At 73.4% G+C, this 16,837-nt stretch carries 15 protein-coding genes; 8 read left to right on the forward strand and 7 right to left on the reverse strand.

All coding sequences use genetic code 11. The features are described 5' to 3' along the window. Positions 1-2: 2 nt before the first annotated feature. Complete coding sequence (locus ACIBQ1_RS38005; RefSeq protein ID WP_397284496.1) at positions 3-2,798, reverse strand: BTAD domain-containing putative transcriptional regulator; 2,796 nt, start codon at positions 2,796-2,798, stop codon at positions 3-5. 137 nt (positions 2,799-2,935) lie between these two features. Beyond that, positions 2,936-3,241: a hypothetical protein gene (locus ACIBQ1_RS38010; protein ID WP_397284497.1), complete on the reverse strand. Its 306-nt coding sequence runs from the start codon at positions 3,239-3,241 to the stop codon at positions 2,936-2,938. 119 nt (positions 3,242-3,360) lie between these two features. Here ACIBQ1_RS38010 and ACIBQ1_RS38015 point away from each other — a divergent pair, with 119 nt between their 5' ends. Next, the gene (locus ACIBQ1_RS38015) at positions 3,361-5,136 is read left to right on the forward strand and encodes an RNA ligase family protein (protein ID WP_397284499.1); all 1,776 of its coding nucleotides are present in this window, start codon (positions 3,361-3,363) and stop codon (positions 5,134-5,136) included. Next, positions 5,136-7,982, forward strand: a complete 2,847-nt coding sequence (locus ACIBQ1_RS38020; protein ID WP_397284501.1) for a poly(A) polymerase — start codon at positions 5,136-5,138, stop codon at positions 7,980-7,982. The genes ACIBQ1_RS38015 and ACIBQ1_RS38020 overlap by 1 nt, the downstream gene beginning before the upstream one ends. Here ACIBQ1_RS38020 and ACIBQ1_RS38025 read toward each other — a convergent pair. Further along, positions 7,940-9,148, reverse strand: coding sequence for a cytochrome P450 (locus tag ACIBQ1_RS38025; RefSeq protein ID WP_397284503.1), 1,209 nt, complete (start codon positions 9,146-9,148; stop codon positions 7,940-7,942). The genes ACIBQ1_RS38020 and ACIBQ1_RS38025 overlap by 43 nt on opposite strands. Positions 9,149-9,310: 162 nt before the next feature. Between ACIBQ1_RS38025 and ACIBQ1_RS38030 the strand changes: the two genes are divergently transcribed. Then, positions 9,311-9,979 carry a helix-turn-helix domain-containing protein gene (locus ACIBQ1_RS38030; protein ID WP_397284505.1) on the forward strand — a complete coding sequence of 223 codons (669 nt, stop codon included), beginning with the start codon at positions 9,311-9,313 and terminating at the stop codon, positions 9,977-9,979. Positions 9,980-10,102: 123 nt separating this feature from the next. Next, positions 10,103-10,411 carry a hypothetical protein gene (locus ACIBQ1_RS38035; RefSeq protein ID WP_397284507.1) on the forward strand — a complete coding sequence of 103 codons (309 nt, stop codon included), beginning with the start codon at positions 10,103-10,105 and terminating at the stop codon, positions 10,409-10,411. Between the two features lie 33 nt (positions 10,412-10,444). Here the strand turns inward: ACIBQ1_RS38035 and ACIBQ1_RS38040 are convergent, their stop codons facing one another. Then, a complete protein-coding gene (locus ACIBQ1_RS38040; protein WP_397284510.1) occupies positions 10,445-11,263 on the reverse strand; it encodes a helix-turn-helix transcriptional regulator in 819 nt (272 codons plus the stop codon). 84 nt (positions 11,264-11,347) lie between these two features. On the opposite strand from ACIBQ1_RS38040, the gene ACIBQ1_RS38045 reads away from it, so the two are divergent. Beyond that, entirely contained in the window at positions 11,348-12,190 is an 843-nt protein-coding gene (locus tag ACIBQ1_RS38045) for an NAD(P)H-binding protein (RefSeq protein ID WP_397284512.1), read from the forward strand. Here ACIBQ1_RS38045 and ACIBQ1_RS38050 read toward each other — a convergent pair. Genes ACIBQ1_RS38050 through ACIBQ1_RS38060 form a run of 3 tightly spaced genes read right to left on the reverse strand, consistent with a single transcriptional unit; the run spans position 12,185 to position 13,603 of the window. Continuing rightward, positions 12,185-12,553, reverse strand: a complete 369-nt coding sequence (locus ACIBQ1_RS38050; protein ID WP_397284514.1) for a DUF2809 domain-containing protein — start codon at positions 12,551-12,553, stop codon at positions 12,185-12,187. The two genes, ACIBQ1_RS38045 and ACIBQ1_RS38050, sit on opposite strands and share 6 nt — an antisense overlap. 22 nt (positions 12,554-12,575) lie before the next feature. Next, a complete protein-coding gene (locus ACIBQ1_RS38055; protein WP_397284516.1) occupies positions 12,576-13,211 on the reverse strand; it encodes a transcriptional regulator in 636 nt (211 codons plus the stop codon). Continuing rightward, the gene (locus ACIBQ1_RS38060; RefSeq protein ID WP_397284518.1) at positions 13,208-13,603 is read right to left on the reverse strand and encodes a DNA-binding protein; all 396 of its coding nucleotides are present in this window, start codon (positions 13,601-13,603) and stop codon (positions 13,208-13,210) included. The genes ACIBQ1_RS38055 and ACIBQ1_RS38060 overlap by 4 nt, the downstream gene beginning before the upstream one ends. A 60-nt stretch (positions 13,604-13,663) precedes the next feature. On the opposite strand from ACIBQ1_RS38060, the gene ACIBQ1_RS38065 reads away from it, so the two are divergent. The 3 genes from ACIBQ1_RS38065 to ACIBQ1_RS38075 all read left to right on the forward strand — a co-directional run bounded on the left by ACIBQ1_RS38065 (position 13,664) and on the right by ACIBQ1_RS38075 (position 16,748). After that, complete coding sequence (locus ACIBQ1_RS38065; protein ID WP_397284520.1) at positions 13,664-14,875, forward strand: PEP/pyruvate-binding domain-containing protein; 1,212 nt, start codon at positions 13,664-13,666, stop codon at positions 14,873-14,875. Positions 14,876-14,947: 72 nt separating this feature from the next. Continuing rightward, the gene (locus tag ACIBQ1_RS38070) at positions 14,948-15,541 is read left to right on the forward strand and encodes a histidine phosphatase family protein (protein WP_397284522.1); all 594 of its coding nucleotides are present in this window, start codon (positions 14,948-14,950) and stop codon (positions 15,539-15,541) included. Between the two features lie 190 nt (positions 15,542-15,731). Further along, positions 15,732-16,748 carry a LacI family DNA-binding transcriptional regulator gene (locus ACIBQ1_RS38075; protein WP_397284524.1) on the forward strand — a complete coding sequence of 339 codons (1,017 nt, stop codon included), beginning with the start codon at positions 15,732-15,734 and terminating at the stop codon, positions 16,746-16,748. Positions 16,749-16,837 lie beyond the last annotated feature (89 nt).

Below are 16,837 nucleotides of genomic sequence, written 5' to 3' on the forward strand. Positions count from 1 at the left end.
GCTCAGGAGGATCTCGCGCCCAAGGCGTCGAGCCTCTCCTGCACGTGTTTCGTCTTCGCGGTGCGGTGCTGGTCCCGGTAGATGGCCAGGGCCTGGCTCCAGGCTCGGGTGGCTTCGCCGTACTGGCCGAGGGCCTGGTAGGTGTCGCCGAGGTGGGACAGCGTGTCGGCCTCCTGGCTGGCGTTGCCGGTCTCCCGCCGCACCCTCAAGGCGTTGCGGTAGTAGTCGAGGGCTCGGGTGTAATGGCCGGTGTTGTGGGCGATGTAGCCCAGACTGTCGAGGGTCGCCGCCTCGCCGTTGCGGTCGCCGTGCCGGCGGAGCAGGGCCAGCGCCTGCTCGCAGTACCCCTGGGCCTGGGCGAAGTCGCCGAGCATCGCGTGGCCCCACCCCAGGGAGTTGAGCGCGTTGGCCTCCCCCATGGCGTCGTCGATGTCCTGGTAGAGGCGCAGCGCGTGCTCCAGATGGACCAGCGCCTGCTGGGGCTCGTTCCGGTGGCCCCAGGCCAGCGCGATCGTGTGGCGGACATGGGCCTGGCCGGCGATGTTCCCTGTCCCCTCGTACAGGGCGAGGGCTTCGGCGAAATGGGACAGGGCCTCCGCGTGGTGCCCCGCCCGGGTGCAGGCGCGCCCGAGCAGCTGGTGGACAAGTGCGTGGGCGGCCGGATCCTTCAGGTGTTCGACGGCGCTGGAGGCCAGGCGCCACGCCGAAACGCTGTTGTGGAGCATGTTGTGGCCCAGGTGGAAGGTGTCCAGTGTCCAGGCCAGTTGCCATACGGCGGTATGAAGGCCGTGCTCGACGGCCAGCCGCTGAGCGGCGAGCAGGCACGCGTGTTCGGCCTTGAACCAGGCCTGGGCCTGCGCCGCGTCCGCCAAGGCGTGCGGAAGGCAGCCAGGGGCCGGCGGCTCCATCTCGATGGCGCTCCGGCGGCGGGGAGAGAGCAGGCGGTCGCCGGCGTGCGACGTGTGCAGGTAGAAGTCCACGAGACGGCGCACGGCGGCGGTACGGGCGTCCGCGCTCAGGTCGAGGCGGGCGCGTTCGATGGCGTAGAGGCGGACGAGGTCGTGCATCCGATAGCGGCCGGGAACGTGCTGGTACAGCAGATGGGCGGTCTCCAGGGTGCGCAGCAGCGTGCGGGCGCGAGCCACCGGATGGCCGATGAGGCCAGCGACGGCGGGCAGGCTGATGTCGGGGCCGGACGCGAGGCCCAGGTAGGCGAAGGTCTCGGCCGCCTGAGGGGTCAGCACGCGATAGGAGGAGCCGAAGACCTCCCGCAGGTCGGTGCTGAGCTCTTCGGTCTGCAGTGCGTCCAAGCGGGTGGTCTCCGCCTGCAGCTCGTCCGCCAGCGCCGCCAGCGGAAGGCCGGCGTTGATGATGGCTCGCGCGGCGACGATCCCGAGCGCCAGCGGTAACCCCGCGCACGTCTTGATGATGTCGTCCACCGCATCGTGTTCGGCCGCCATGCGGTCCTGGCCCAGACGGCGTCTCAGCAGCAGACCGGCCTGCTCGTCGGAGAGCGGCGCCAGCCGCAGCAGCTGGGCGCCCTCGGCCGCGATCAGACCGGTGAGCGCGGTCCGGCTGGTCACCAGGGCGAGGGCCTCCGGGGACGGGGGCAGCAGCGGGCGCACCTGGTCCGGCTCGTGGGCGTTGTCCAGGAGGACGAGCACCCGCCGACCGGCCAGCAGGCTCCGGTAGAGCCCGATCTGCTCCCCGAAGGTGGAGGGCATCCGGTGGTGGGGCACCTGGAGGAACCCCAGCAGGATCCGCACCGCCTCCGCCGGTGACATGGACGTCTCGGCCGGGCTGAACCCCCGCAGGTCCACGTAGAGCTGGCCGTCGGGAAAGCGGTCACGCACCGCGTGGGCCCAGTGCGCGGCGAGCGCGGTCTTCCCGACCCCGCCGGGGCCGGTGATCACGCAGGTCGTGGCGGTGCGCGACGGCGCCTCGTCCGCGAGCGGGAGCAGCCCGTCCAGGACGAACAGCTCGGCCTCCCTGCCGCCGAAATGCTTGACGTCCGAGGGGAGCTGGCAGACCGGCGTCCACGGCAATGACTCGCTCACCGACGTGGTGCCGGCCAGGATGGCGGCCTGCAGTTGCTGCAGCTCCTCGCCGGGCTCCAGGCCCAGCTCGTCGGTGAGCGCCGAGCGGGCGTGCTGGAAGGCCTCCAGCGCCTTGTCCCGTTGTCCCGCGCGTGAATGCGCGAGCATGAGCAGCCGCCACGCGTGCTCGCGCAGCGGCTGCTCGGCGACGAACGCGCGGAGGTCTTCGATCACCTCCGCCGGCTGGCCGAGGGCGAGCTTCGCTTCGGCCCAGTCGAGTCTGACCGCGGCCAGCCGCTCCTCCAGCTCGGTCACGCGGGCGAGCATGTGGCCGGAGAGCTTGGTGCCTTCGGCGGGTCTCCCCCGCCACATCGCCAGAGCCCTCTCGAACTGGGCGACGGCGGCGCGGACGTCGCCCGTCTCGGTCTCTTTCCGCGCCAGCCGGACCGCCTGTTCGAACTGGAGGAGGTCCACCTCCTCGGCGCCGGCCTCGAAGATGTATCCCGTCTCCTTGGTGAGGAGCCGCTCGTCGAGCGAAAGGCCCCTGCGGAGCTGGCCGATGTAGGTCTGAAGGTTGGGGATGGCCGAGGCGGGAGGATCTTCCCACAGGGCCTCGACCAGCCGCTCCCTGGACACCAGTGTGTTGACGTTGAGAAGCAGGCTGGCAAGGAGGGCCCGCGGTTTGCCGGTGAGATGAACCTCCCGGCCGTCGGCCCGGCACACCCGCACCGGGCCCAAGACTGCAAAGGTCGTGTCGACCATGACCCACCTCCTCGCCTTTATGGTGGCTCTGTAGCACGCTTGTGGCGTCAGCGCCGATTGTGGCTCAGAGGGCATTCATGGTCGAGAGGAACGGGCCGAAAAGATCAAAAAGGACGTCCCCCCCGGGGGGTCGGCGGTCAGCTCGCGCCGCAGGAGACCGTCGGCCAGGTCCAGTTGCCGTTGTGCTGGATCGTCACGCCCCAGTTGTCGCCGTTGCCGTTGGGCCTGGCGGTGAGCACCTGCGCGCCGGGATAGCCGGCGGTGATGTTCCACGTGGCGATGACCTTCGCGGGAGACGGCACGTTCATCGTCACGGTCCAGTTGCTCGAACCGCTGACGGCGACGTTGAGGTTGTAGCGGTCGCTCCACTGCTGGCCCGCGGACAACGACGCGGTGCAGCCGCCGCCGGGGTTGCCGCCACCGCCGCCGGAGGAGCCGCCCACCGTGATGTTGGAGTTTCCGCTGCTCCGGTATCCCTCGGTGGCGAGGACCCTGCGACTAATTCGATGGAGGCGGGTCTCTCGCCGCTTGTACAGTGACTCCGGCCGAGAGGGGAGGGATCATGCGCGTGCACTATCCGCGTACCCCTCACCTGCCCTGGTCGCCCGGCGCGACCCCGGACGACGTGCGCGCGGGCGACCTGTCCGGGCTGCGCGGGCGCGAGGTCGTGGTCACCGAGAAGCTCGACGGGGAGAACACCACCCTGTACGCCGACGGCATGCACGCCAGGTCGCTGGACTCGGCCCACCATCCGTCGCGGGCGTGGGTGAAGGGGTTGCAGGGGCGGATCGGCGGGCGGATCCCGGCGGGGTGGCGCGTGTGCGGGGAGAACATGTACGCCCGGCACTCCATCGCCTACCAGGGGCTGGAGAGCTGGTTCTACGGGTTCTCGGTCTGGGACGGCGATCGGTGCCTGGGCTGGGACCGCACGGTCGCCTTCCTGCGCGGGCTCGGGATTCCGGCGCCGCCGGTGCTGTGGCGCGGCGTCTTCGACGAGCGGGCGCTGCGGGGCCTGCGGCTGGACCCGGAGCGGCAGGAGGGCTACGTGGTGCGGGCCGTCGAAGGGTTCGCGCGGGAGGAGTTCGCGGGGCGGGTGGCCAAGTGGGTGCGGCCGCGGCACGTGCGGACGGACACGCACTGGATGCACGCCGCCGTCGTGCCGAACGCTCTGGGCCCGGCCGCGGCGCTGTGGTCGGTGCGCTCGGGCGCGGACCCCGACGTAAGCGCTCTGCTGAACGCGGTGGGTCATCCCGGAGCCGAAGCGGGGCGCGTGGTCCCGGAGGCGGTGGCCGGGGCCGAAGCGGGGTGCGTGACCCCGGAGGCGGTGGCCGAGGTGTCGGCCCGGCTGGACGCGATCGGCCGGTGCGGGGACGCCCGGCTGGCGGGTGTGCTGGCCGTGGCGCTGCACGCCGTGCCGCGGGCCAGGCTGGCGGCGCGGCTGGCGGGCCCCTTGGGCATGGGGCCGGCACGGCGGGTCGCGGACCTGGTCGGGCTGCATGGTGCGCTGCACCGGCCGTACCCGGACGAGGAGCGGCGGGCCGGGCTCGGGCGCATGGCGCTGGCCGCCGATCTGGGCGTGCTGCACGCCGTGGCGGCGGCCGTGCCGGCCGGGCGCGCGGACGACCAGGCGCGCGAGCAGGTCGAGTGGTCGGCCCTGCACGCCGAGGACGCCGGGCTGCTCGGGCCGGAGCCGCTGGAGCCGTTGCGCGACGGCCTGCGCGAGGCCCTGTCCGGCCTCGGCGCGCAGGCGGCCGGACGGTGCTGGGCGGAGGCCCGCGACTCCTGGGCAAGGGGACGGATCGCCACGGTCGAGGAGGCCGTCGCGGCGACCTGGCGGTGGCGGTCCAGGCCGTTCCCCAGGCTGGTGCATCTGGTCGGGCCGTCGGGCAGCGGCAAGAGCACGTTCGCGGCCGGCCTGCCGGGGGTCGACACGTACCTGTCGCTGGACGACCTGCGCCAGGCCCGGGGCGCGCGGGCCGACCAGCGGGCCAACCGGGAGGTGCTCGGCAAGGGGCTCGACCGGCTCGACGCCGCCCTGGCCGCCGGCGGCACCGTCGTGTGGGACGCCACCTCGCTCAACCAGCACCAGCGTTCCCTGGTGCACGCCGTGGCGCGCCGCCGCGACGCGCTGACGACGCACGCGGTCGCGCTGGTGGAGGAGGACGAGCTGCACCGGCGCAACGCCCGCCGCGACCACCCGGTGCCCTCGCACGTGCTGGCCGCGCAGGCGCGCCGGTTCGTCCCGCCGTATCCCGGGCAGGCCCATCGCACCTGGTACGTCGGGGCGTCCGGGACCGTCGACGACGTGGACGGCACCTTGGACGGGGCGGAGGCGTGATGCGCACCAGCGAGGAGATCTACCACCGGGTCCGCTGGGACCCGCGGTTCGACCCGTCCCGGTTCGTCCTGGGAGTCAGCCAGCGGGACGCCGCGCCCAAGCGCGTCGCGCTGCCCGCGTTCACCCCGGGGGGCGACATCCCCTGGCATCGGGTGCTGTTCGTGGAGGCGGACGGCGAGCTGGTCTGGGACCGCGCCACGGGCCTGGACCGCGTCGACACCTGCGAGGCCGGCCGGGCCAGGGACCCGCTCCGCCTGCGGCCGCCGTTCTTCACGGCCAGGACCCCGCACGCCTGGGACCCGGCCGGCGGATGGCGCCCCGCCACGGGACACGCGCGCGCCGGGCACATGGCTGCGCGCGTGCTGACGTGGAACACGCTGTGGGACCGCTACGACAGCCACCTCATCGACACCGCCCGGCGCCGCCCCCTGCTCCTGGCGGCCCTCGAAGCGGCCGACGCCGACGTCATCGCCCTGCAGGAGGTCGAGCCCGCGCTGGTGTCGATGCTGCTGGCCGCGCCCTGGGTACGCGCCGGCTACACCGTCGGCACCGACCCGTACGGCCCGGACGTCGACGACAGCGGCCTGCTGCTGCTCAGCCGGCTGCCCGTGCGGGAGGCGGCCCGGCACGAGCTCGGCCCGCACAAGTCGGTGGCCGCCATCGTCGTGGACACCGCCACCGGCCCCCTCGTCGTCGCGGTCACCCACCTGACCAGCGACCATTCCGCTGACGGCGCGACCAGGCGGCGGGCCGAGCTGGCCAGGATCGCCGAGGGGCTGGCCGGCGTGGACGGCGACGTGGTCCTGCTGGGCGACTTCAACGACGGCACGGACACCCCCGCGTCCGCGCTCGGCCTCCGCGACGCCTGGACGGAGGCGTACGGACCCGACCAGACCCCCACCTTCGACCCGGGCGCCAACCCGCTGGCGGCGCTCTCCTCCCTATCCGGCCGGGCCGCCCGCCTGGACCGGATCCTGCTCAGGGGCCGGACTCGGGTGATCTCGGCGGCCCTGCGCGGCGACACGCCCACCCCCGATGGGCTGTACGTCTCCGACCACTACGGGGTGGAGGCGGTCCTCGACGCCACCGGGGACGAGCCCGGCGGGGTGCTCGACGTGCCGCCGACGGCGCGGACGGCGGTGGCGTGGATACCGCCGCGGGAGCTGTGGCCGCCGATCCAGGCCGTCCGCCGCGCGCACGATCCGCAGATCGACCGCTGGCCGCCGCACGTCAACCTGCTCTTCGGCTTCGTGCCGGAGTCGGAGTTCGAGGCGGCGGCGCCGCTGCTGGCCGCGGCGGCGGCCGAGGTCGAGCCGTTCGCCGCCAGGCTGGAAGGGGTGCGGACGTTCCGGCACCGCGACCACTCGACGGCCTGGCTCGACCCCGCCGCCGGCGACCCGGCGCCGTGGGCGCGTCTGCGTCGCGCGCTCGAACGGCGCTTCCCCCGCTGCGAGGGACGCCCCGAAGGCTTCACCCCGCACCTGACGCTCGGCCGTACGGACGACGCGATCCGCCTGGCCGGGATGACGGCACAGGTGGGGGAGCTGGTGCTGCTGTCGCGCCGCGCGGACGAGCCCATGCGCCCCAGAGCGCGGGTCGCGCTGGGCACGGGCGAGCTCCGCTGGCTCCCCGAGCCCGTGACCGACGCGGGGGGACAGCGCGACGCCCTGATCGGCGCGGACAGACAGCGTGACGCCCTGATCGGCGCAGAGGGACCGCGCGACGCCGTGGCCGACCGGGTGGCCCTGCGGTTGGAGGAGGCGCTGCGGCCGGGCCTCGTGCGCGTCGCCGGATCCCGGCGCATGGGCTGCGAGCTGCCGGGCGCCGACCTGGACCTGGTGGCGGCGCTGCCCGGCGAGACGGACATGACCGAGGTGGCGGCCCGGGTGCGTGCGGCGCTGCCCGACGCGGCCCGGCTGCGCCAGGTGATCGGCGCGCGGGTGCCGGGCCTGCGGTTCCGTACGGCCGATCTGGAGGTGGACCTGACCGTGGTCCCCACCGGATCCCTTCCCCCCGAGCAGGCCGTGGGCCGCCGCGCCGAGCTGGGCGAGGCGGCCGCGATCGCCTTGAGCGCGGTCAGCGACGCGGAGGCGATCCGCGCCGCCGTCGGCGGGCACCACGCCCGCTTCGCCCTGCTCGCCAGGCAGGTGAAGGCGTGGGCGCGGGCCCGCGGCCTGGACTCGGCCCCGTTCGGCGGGCTCCCCGGCCTGGCCTGGGCGGTCATGGCCGCGCACACCGTACGCGAGAGCGGCGACCTCCCCGCCGACGACCTGCTCGGGCGCTTCTTCAGTACGTGGGCCGCCTGGAACTGGCGAGACCCGGTCGCTCTCGGCCCGGCCCCGCCCCGGCCTGACCCGATCGCGGTGCTGACGCCCAGCGCCCCCGTGCGCAACTGCGCCCGCCAGGTCTCCCCCGGCGGCCTCGACCTGCTCACCCAGGAGCTCTACCAGGCCTGGGAGCTCATCGGGACCGGCCGGTCCGCCGAGCTGTCCGCACCACCTTCCCTGCACCGGCGGCACGCGGCGTGGGCGGTGCTGACCGTACCCTCCGAAGAGCTCGGCCGGGTCAGGGGACGGCTGCTGGACCTGCTCGCCGCCCTGGAGGAGGCCGGGATCCGGGACGTGCATGCCTGGCCGCGCCCGTTCGAGACCGGTCCCCGATCGGCCCGGTACGCCATCGGGCTGGGCCGCACTCCCCCGCAGGCCGCACGGCTCGGCGAGATCACCGGCCGATGGGTCAGGGGCCTGCCCGGCGTCACGGTCGAACGGACCGAGTGCGGCGGCGTACCGACCTTGGTGAACCCTCACATAGGACCCCAGGTGACGGGCAGGCTGCGCACGCCGTAGATCTGCACGGGGTCGGTGCGCAGCGGCACCTCTTCGGCCGGCACGGCGAGCCGCAGCGCCGGGAAGCGGGTGAACAGCGCGGGGAAGGCGACGCGCATCTCGACGCGGGCGAGCTGCTGGCCGAGGCACTGGTGGATGCCGTGCCCGAAGGCGAGGTGCCCGGCGGCCGAGCGGCGCAGGTCGAGCACGTCGGGGTCGGAGAACCTGGCCGGGTCCCTGTTGGCGGCGTTGACCGCGATGACGACCGTGTCGCCCGCCTTGAGCTGCCGACCGCCGAGCTCGACGTCCTCCAGCACGCCGCGCATGCCGAGGGCGGCGATGGACAGGTAGCGCAGCAGCTCCTCCACAGCGCCTGCGGCCAGGCCGGGGTCGTCGCGCAGGGCGGCGAGCTGGGCCGGGTCGCGCAGCAGGGCGAACGTGCCGAGCGCGAGCATGTTGGCGGTGGTGTCGAGGCCGGCGCCGAACAGGAGGGCGGCCACGCCGCCGAGCTCGTCGTCGGTCAGGTCGCCGCCGGTGGCCAGGTCGCTGAGCAGGTCGTCGGTCGGCTCGGCCCGCTTGGCGAGCGCGAGGTCCCGCAGGTAGGCGCCGAGCTCCATGAAGGCCGCGTACTGCACCTCAGGGTCGCCGGGGTCGGTGACGGTCCGCGCCCGGCCCTGGAACCGCTCGCGGTCCTCGTACGGCACGCCGAGCAGCTCGCAGATCATCAGGGCGGGGATGGGCTGGGCGAAGACCTCGACGAGGTCGGCGGGCGGCCCCTGCCGCTCCATCGCGTCGAGCCGTTCGCGGGTGATCTCGGTGACCCGCTCGGTGAGCAGGTTCATCCTGCGGACGGTGAACTTGCCGGTCAGCAGCTTGCGGATGCGGGTGTGCTCGGGCGCGTCCATGCCGGTGAGGTCGCCGACGGGGGCGGGCGGCAGCTGCCCGCCCATCGACGGGTGGTACTGGGTCTCGTAGCGGGAGCTGAACCGCGGGTCGGCGAGGATCTGGCGGACCGGCCCGTAACCGGTGACCAGCCAGACGCCGGGGGCGCCCTCGGGCGCGGCCAGGCGGACGACCGGCTGCTCGGCGCGCAGGGCGGTGACCTCGGGGGCGGGGTCGAAGGGACAGGCCGGTGCCCGGTCGAGGGAGGGGGCGACCGGCTCTTCGCGATAGTACGTGTTCGACATGTCTCGAAAGCTACGTTGCGTTTAAAATGTATGTCAATCAGAAGATTGTGTTTACGCAGCTCAAGACCGATAAATTGATGCAATGACGCTGGATGCGAATGCAATGCTACGTTGCAATGGAATGGCGACGAACGCAATAATGGCGCCATGCCAGGAGGAAGGTTGACCCAGCGGGACCGCCAGCGCATCGCGGCCGGGCTCACCGAAGGGCTCTCCTACGCCGAGATCGCCAGGCGGCTCGACCGGCCGACCTCGACGATCAGCCGGGAGGTCGGCCGCAACGGCGGCCCCGGCGGTTACCGGCCCGAGCGGGCGCATCGGGCGACGGAGCGGCGCGCGCGGCGCGGCACGCCCGCTCCCCCGCCAGCGGCCGGGTCATCGGGCGGCACTGCGGGCGAGGCGGAATACCACCTCGTCGAGATGGCGGTCGGGATAGGGCTGCCGAGGATGATGGCGCGCGTGCTCATCGGCCTGTGGCTGTGCGAGGCCGGCAGGCTCACCGCGGCCGAGCTGACGCGCAGGCTGAAGGTCAGCCCGGCCTCGGTCTCCTTGGCCGTCGGCTACCTGGTCCAGCAGGGGCTGATCAGGCGCGAGCGCGATCCGCGGCGGCGCCGCGACATCTACGTGTTCGACGACGACGCCTGGCACCACTCGATGGTGACCAGCTCGCGGCAGACGCTGGAGGCGGCGGAGGTCTCGAAGGAGGCAGCCGAGAAGGTCGGGCTCGACACGCCCGTGGGGCGCCGGCTGGCCCGGGGCGGGGCGTACCTGGAGCGGATCGGCCTGGACACGTTGGAGTCGGCCGAGCGCTGGCGCGACCTCCTGTCGTGATCGGCCCGGCAGACCGGCGGACGACACCCATGGCGGAGCGCGCCACCTGGCTGCCCGGCGACGTGGAACGGGATGGAACGCCCACCGGGTGTAGACCCAGTGACCCGATCGCGAGGAGATTCCATGATGTACCTGAAGAGAAAACTGCTGGTCGCGGTGGCTGCGGCTGCGCTGGCCGCGTCCGGTGCCCTCGGCGCCGCACTGCCCGCCTCCGCGAGCGTCACCGTGCAGAGCGGCGCGCTGTTCGACGGCTTCGGCAAGGGCATCGACGAGGGCACAGCGCTCGCCAACGCCGAGGCCGCCGCCAGGCAGAACGCGCTCAGCCACGGGTTCACGGCGTGCGACGTGTTCGAGTCGGTGGTTTCGCAGGATGCGCGTTCGCACGTGTTCTTCGCGGTGGTCGCGGTTCGCTGCGAAGACGTGGCCGCGTAGGGCGCCGCCCGCGGGACGACCCCTGGAGCGGGCTCAGGAAGGACCGCTGTCGCTGAGTGACCGCAGGCGCTGGAGGGCGTGGTGTGAGGGGGTGCCCGGGGCGGCGGTGTAGATGACGATGCGGTGCTCGCCGCCGGGCAGGGGCAGGATGTCGCAGTCGAGTTCCATCTCGCCCATTACGGGATGCACGGCCCGCTTCGTGACGGTGCGTTGCACCTCGATGTCCTGCGCCGCCCACAACTCGGCGAACAGCGGGCTGGCCGCCGCCAGTTCGTCCACGAACTGCCGTACCTCAGGATCGTCCGGATAGCGGCCACTGGCCCGCAGGTCGGCGACGGCCTGGCGGGCCAGCCCGGCGTGGTTGCCCAGCAGGGCGGGCGCGCCGCCGAACAGCCAGCGCAGCGTGTTGCGCTGGCGGCGCGGTTTGGCCGCCGGGTCGCCGATGAGGGCGACCAGCATCCTGTTCCAGGCGAGCAGGTCCCAGCAGACGTTGACGACCACGGCGGGAACCTCGTCGAGGCGTTCCAGCAGGCGCAGCACGTTCTTGGGGACCTCCGGCGCGGGGCCGGCCCGAGGCGGGGTCTGGCCGCCCATCCGCAGCAGATAGTCGTGCTCGTCGCCGGTCAGCCGCAGCGTACGGCTCAGCGCGACGAGCACCTGCGCGGACGGCTGCGGCCCGCGCCCCTGCTCCAGCCGGATGTAGTAGTCGACGGAGATCCCGGCCAGCAGCGCGACCTCCTCGCGCCGCAGGCCCGGTGTCTGGCGCCGGCGGCCGGGCGCCAGCCCCGCCTCCTCCGGCCTGACCCGCCCGCGCCTGCTTCGCAGGAAACTGCCCAGCTCGTCCTTGTTCATCGTCTTCCATCATGGCCTGGTATCACGAGTCCCAGGCCCGCCGGGGCCTACCCGCCGTCCCGGCCGGGCGGCCAGCCTGGTCGTATGACGATTCTGGTCACCGGAGCGCGCGGGCACGTGGCGCGCAGCCTCATTCAGCAACTTCTCGCCGCGGGGCAGCCCGTCCGCGCGGCCGGCCGGAACCCGGGCGCGGCGCGCCTGCCCGCCGGAGTGGACGTGGTGCTCTGCGACCTCGCCGACCCGGGCACTTTCGACACCGCGCTCGCCGGCGTCACCAGGGTCTTCCTGTACGCCGAGCCGCGCGGCCTGGACGGCTTCCTCGCCCGGGCCGCGGCCGCCGGGGTGAAGCACGTCGTCCTGCTCTCGGCGCTGCTCGCCGACCCCGACGCGACCGACGCGATCGGCCGCCTGCACGGCGACGCCGAGCAGGCGGTGACCCGCTCGGGGATCGCCTGGACGTTCCTGCGCCCGGGCGACTTCGCCACCAACACGCTGCAGTGGGCTCCCCTGGTCCGGGCCGAGGGGATGGTGCGGGACGCCTTCCCGGACTCGCGGTCGGCCCCCGTGCACGAGGCGGACATCGCGGCGGTCGCCGTGCGTGCCCTGACCGAGCCGGGGCACGAAGGCGCGACGTACACGCTGACCGGGCCGGAGCTGGTCAGCCGCAGACGCCAGGCCGAGCTCATCGGGGAGGCCGTCGGCCGTCCGGTCCACTTCGCCGTCCAGGACCTGGAGGAGTACCGGGCGGAGCTGAGCTCCTGGACGACGCCCCAGGTCGCCGACGTGGTGATCAGGGAGTCCGCCGCCGCTGTCGACCGGCCCACGCCGGCCACGGACACGGTCGAGAAGGTCACCGGCCGGCCGGCCCGCACGTACGGCCAGTGGGCCCGCGACCACGCCGGGGACTTCCGCGACGAACCCTCATAAGGGGGACGGATGATCTGCCCCCGCCCGCCGTAACCAGAGTGTGTGCGCGGCCCAGGCCGCCGCGGCGCCGACCGCGTACCAGAAGAGGTCGGGCGGGTTGAACGTGCTGCCCAGCAGCGGCCGCAGCGCGGCCGGGATCTCCCCGAGCTGGGCGAACTCGATCACCCAGCTCGCCCCGGCCGCCACCACCGCCGCCACCCAGGGGCGCACCCTGGGAAGGATCAGCGCCACGAGCGTGTAGATCAGCACGGTGTAGAGGGCGTCGCCCGCGTACTTCGACACGGGGCCGTCGAACAACGCGCGCACCCCCAATCCGGCCGCGACGGTCAGAACGGCGACGCAGAGGATGGGCAGGCGGGACATCCGATCACGTTAGCGCTAACGGTCAGGGGTTCGCGTGCCGGTCGATGCCGAGCGTGGCGATGAGGTCCTCGTGGAGCTCGAACCAGACCCGATGGCAGGAGTCGACGTCGGTGCGGTCGACCCAGGCGCCCTCCCCGGCCTGGACGCGCGCCAGAGCCGCGGCGAACCGGGCGTCGTATCCGCGGAACCGCGTGAGGACGTTCCCGAGCCGGTCCGCGAGTGGGATGAGCGCGCGGTCGATGCCGGCGAGCTCGTAGAGGATTCTGGCGTCCCAGGCGGGATCGGAGTGGTCGTTGGCGGCGAGCCGATCGCCGGCGGTGGGCCGGAGCTGCCAGTCGGTGCAGGCTCGTTGCAGGAGGGCGTTCAGCGGGAGGAACTCGCGGTAGACGTCACGGACCTCGTCGGCGCCGCCGGCGCGGGCGAGCTCGGCCGCGAGCCGGCGCTCGTTCTCGGCCCGGCCCGATTCGGTCAACGACCAGCCTCCGGTGCCGGCGAAGGCGGTGTACTGCACCCAGCCACGCGCCTCGGCGTCGTGCAGCGCCTCTTTCGTCTCGGCCGCGTCGAGCCCGTACCGATCGGCGATCACCGGGGTGTCCGCGTACCCGGTGACGCGTACGGCGTGCAGGACCAGGAGGTCGAGCGCGGAGTCCGGCGTCATGAGTCGGCCTCCTGCCGTGCCGTCAGGCGGTTGTAGTGCTGCTGGCACGCCTGCGGGGAGTTGAACCCCATCACCTGCGCCATCTGGGCCCAGGTCAGCCCTGCGCTCCGGGCCATGAACAGCAGGCCCGATTCGAGCCCTTCGACCTCGGCGCGCGCGGCGGGCAGGAGGGCGAGCGCGCTGAGGATGTCCTCCGGGCTCAGGTCGGCGTGGCGATAGACGGCGAACTCCACGAGGTCGACCGCCGACGGTGGGACGGGCGGGGGCCGCCACGGACGCGGGTCGAGCGCGTCCGCGCCCCGGCTCAGAAGGCGCTCGCGCGCCTCCCGCTCACGGTGAGCCTGGGCGTGGTCAGCGTGGGCGGCGTGTGAGATGTCCTGCTTGCGTGACATGTAACTCATGATGCAGAATCAACAAAACGTTGTCAACCAATTGTTGAAAGGCAGGAGTGAGTGATCATAACCCTGACGGAGGCTGTCGCCGGCACTTGCGGGGGCAAGGCCGGCGCGCTCGGCTCGTTGCTCCGCGCGGGCCTGCCGGTGCCCGACGGCTTCGTCGTCCCGTTCGCCGCGTACCTGGCCGCCGTCCGCGACCTGGACCTCGGCGAGCCGGACGATCTCGACGCGGCGCGGCAGGCGATCGGGGCCCGCCCGGTCGACGCCGCCGTGATCGGCGCGCTGGGACGCGCGCTCGGCGAGCTCGGCGACCCGCCCGTGGCGGTGAGATCGTCGGCCGCGAACGAGGACACCGGTCAGGCGTCGGCGGCGGGTCAGCACGAGAGCTTCCTCGCGGTGCGCGGAGTCGGCGAGGTCGCCGACGCCGTACGTGCCTGCTGGGCCTCGCTGTTCACCCCCCGCGCCATCGGCTACCGGGGCGCCTCCGGCCACGACGATCTCGCGATGGCCGTCATCGTCCAGCGCCATCTGGATGCCGAGGTCTCCGGGGTGATGTTCACACCCGCGGACCCGGAGGAGCCGACCGACATCGAGGCGTCCTGGGGGCTCGGCCCCAGCGTCGTCGAGGGCAAGGTCACCCCTGACGCCTACCGCGTCGCCGGGGACGGATCGGTCACCCGAACCGTCGCCGACAAACGGACCCGCCTTGACCGGCACGGCACGCGGCTCGTCGTTCGCGACGTGCCCGCCTCTGCCAGGGAGCAGCCGGCGATCGACGACGTGACCGCCACGCGGCTCGCCACGCTGGGCGCGGAGATCGCCGCCGTACGCGGTGGGCCGCAGGACATCGAGTGGGCGATCGCCGGCGGCCGCGTCTGGGTCCTGCAGGCCCGGCCGGTCACCGCCGCGCCCCCACCGCCTTCCCGCGCGGTAGACGTCGCGGCCGGCGCGTTCACCGGAACACCGGGCAGCCGCGGGAGCGTGACCGGCACCGCGAGGATCGTCCGCGGTCCCGGCGACTTCGGACGCGTGCGCCCGGGCGACATCCTCGTCTGCCCCTTCACCGACCCCGCTTGGACGCCGCTGCTGCGCATCGCCGCCGGTGTCGTCACCGAGACCGGCGGCGTGCTCTGCCACGCCGCGATCGTGGCTCGCGAGCACGGCATCCCCGCCGTCCTCGGCGTCCTTGACGCGACCGGCAGGCTCCGCGACGGCGCCATCGTCACGATCGACGGCACCGCCGGCACCGTCACGGCGGCGAACGCGTAACCGGCCGGGAGCCGACCCCACACCTTCTGCTCGAAAGGAGCTGGGACGCGGGCACCGCGCCCCTCACCGCTCATGGCAACTCGACACCTGTACCTCGCACGCCATGGCGCGGCCGACGCGTTCGGGAATCTCACCGACATCGGGCACCGGCAGTCGAGCCTGCTGGGCGAACGGCTCGCCGGCGTACCGGTCGACGCCGTGTGGCACTCTCCGCTGCCACGCGCCGTCGCGAGCGCGCGCGAACTCGCCCGGCACCTGCCGAACGTGCCCGTGGCCGAGGCCGCCGAACTCATCGACCACGTGCCCTACGTTCCCGGCGCGGCCGAAACGCCCCCGTCCTGGGCCGGCTTCTTCGACGGCTACGACGCCGCCGAGGCGGCCTCGGGCCATCGGCTTGCCGATGCGCTGGTCGCCCGGTTCGCGAAGGTTCCCGACACCGACGCCCATGAGGTCGTGGTGACGCACGCGTACCCGATCGCGTGGCTCGTACGGCACGCGCTGGACGCGCCGCCGTCCCGGTGGCTCGGGCTGAACAGCGCCAACACCGCGCTGACGATCATCGAGTACCGCGGCGGCCTGCCGCCCACGATCGTGATGTTCAACGACATGAGCCACCTCCCGGCCGACCTGCGCTGGACCGGATTCCCCGAAAGCCTCAGGCCCTGAGGCGTCAGCGTCGCTTCGGAGGTCCGCGATCAAGCGATTGCCCGAAATCCCGACCGTCCCGCGCCGTACCCCGCCCACGCGACCCCGCGGTGGCCGACCGACGCCCGCGGTGCACGTTGCGCGCCGCGACGGGCACGGCATAGAGTTTCAGAAAACCTTCAGTAAGCGTTTGCAGAGCTCGGGTGCGGCGATGGCAAGGCAGGGCAGGCGGGGCGCGACCCTCCAGGAGATCGCCCAGGAGACGGGCGTGTCGGTGGCGACGGTGTCCCGGGTGGCTCGCGGCGTGGGGCAGGTCTCGGAGGACACCCGCCGACGCGTGCTGGCCGCCATCGAGCGTCACGACTTCCGTCCGAGCAGGCTGGGCCGCGGGCTGGCCCAGCGCTCCCACGGCGCGCTGGGGATCGTGTTCCCCGGCCTGTCGGGGCCGTACTACTCCGAGGTGATCGGCGGCTTCGAGGAGGAGGCCGTACGCGCTCAGCTCGCCGTCGTCATCCTCGGCACCCACCTGCTGCGCGAGTCGGGCGAGCTGGTCAGGGAGACCGCGGCGCGGGTGGACGGGCTCGCCGTCATGGGGGGCGTGCTGCCCGACGAGCTGGTGGACCGGCTGCGCGACCGCGGCGACCCGGTGGTCCTGCTGGCCAGCAGGCCGCGCGCGGGCATCCCCACGGTACGGACGGAGAACGTCTCGTCCTTCGACCGCCTGACCAGGCATCTTCTGGTCGACCACGGTTACGGGAGGCTGACGTTCGTGGGCGATCCCGACAGCTCGCCGGACGCCGGCTACCGGTGGCGGGGGTTCACGCAGGCGCACCGGCACGTCCGGGCCGGGACGCCGGAGAGCCCCGTCCGGGTGGGGCTGACGCAGTCGGACGGGTTCATCGCGGTCGACCGGCTGCTGGACGCCGGGCCGCCGCCCAGGGCGCTCGTCTGCGCCAATGACGAGACCGCCATCGGGGCCGTGCTCGCCCTCCTCGACAAGGGCCATCGCGTCCCGCAGGACGTGGCCGTCACCGGATTCGACGACATCCCCATGGCGGGGCTGCCGGTCTCCGGGCTGACCACCGTACGCCAGCCGATGCGCGAGCTCGGCCGCGAGACCGGGCGGCTGCTGCTGAGCCGGATCGACGGCAGCGGCCCGGGGGCGGCCGACCTCGTGCTGGAGACGCAGCTGGTGATCCGCGGAAGCTGCGGCTGCGGGGCCGTCTGACGCTCTGGCCCACCGCCGCACGCCACCTTGACACAACCTCTTGACAGGCCCGCCATGGCTGCTCACTGTTAAATCGCGCTGAAAACGCT

Origin of the sequence: Nonomuraea sp. NPDC050153 (assembly GCF_044460125.1) — a bacterium.
In the GTDB taxonomy this organism is placed as follows: domain Bacteria; phylum Actinomycetota; class Actinomycetes; order Streptosporangiales; family Streptosporangiaceae; genus Nonomuraea.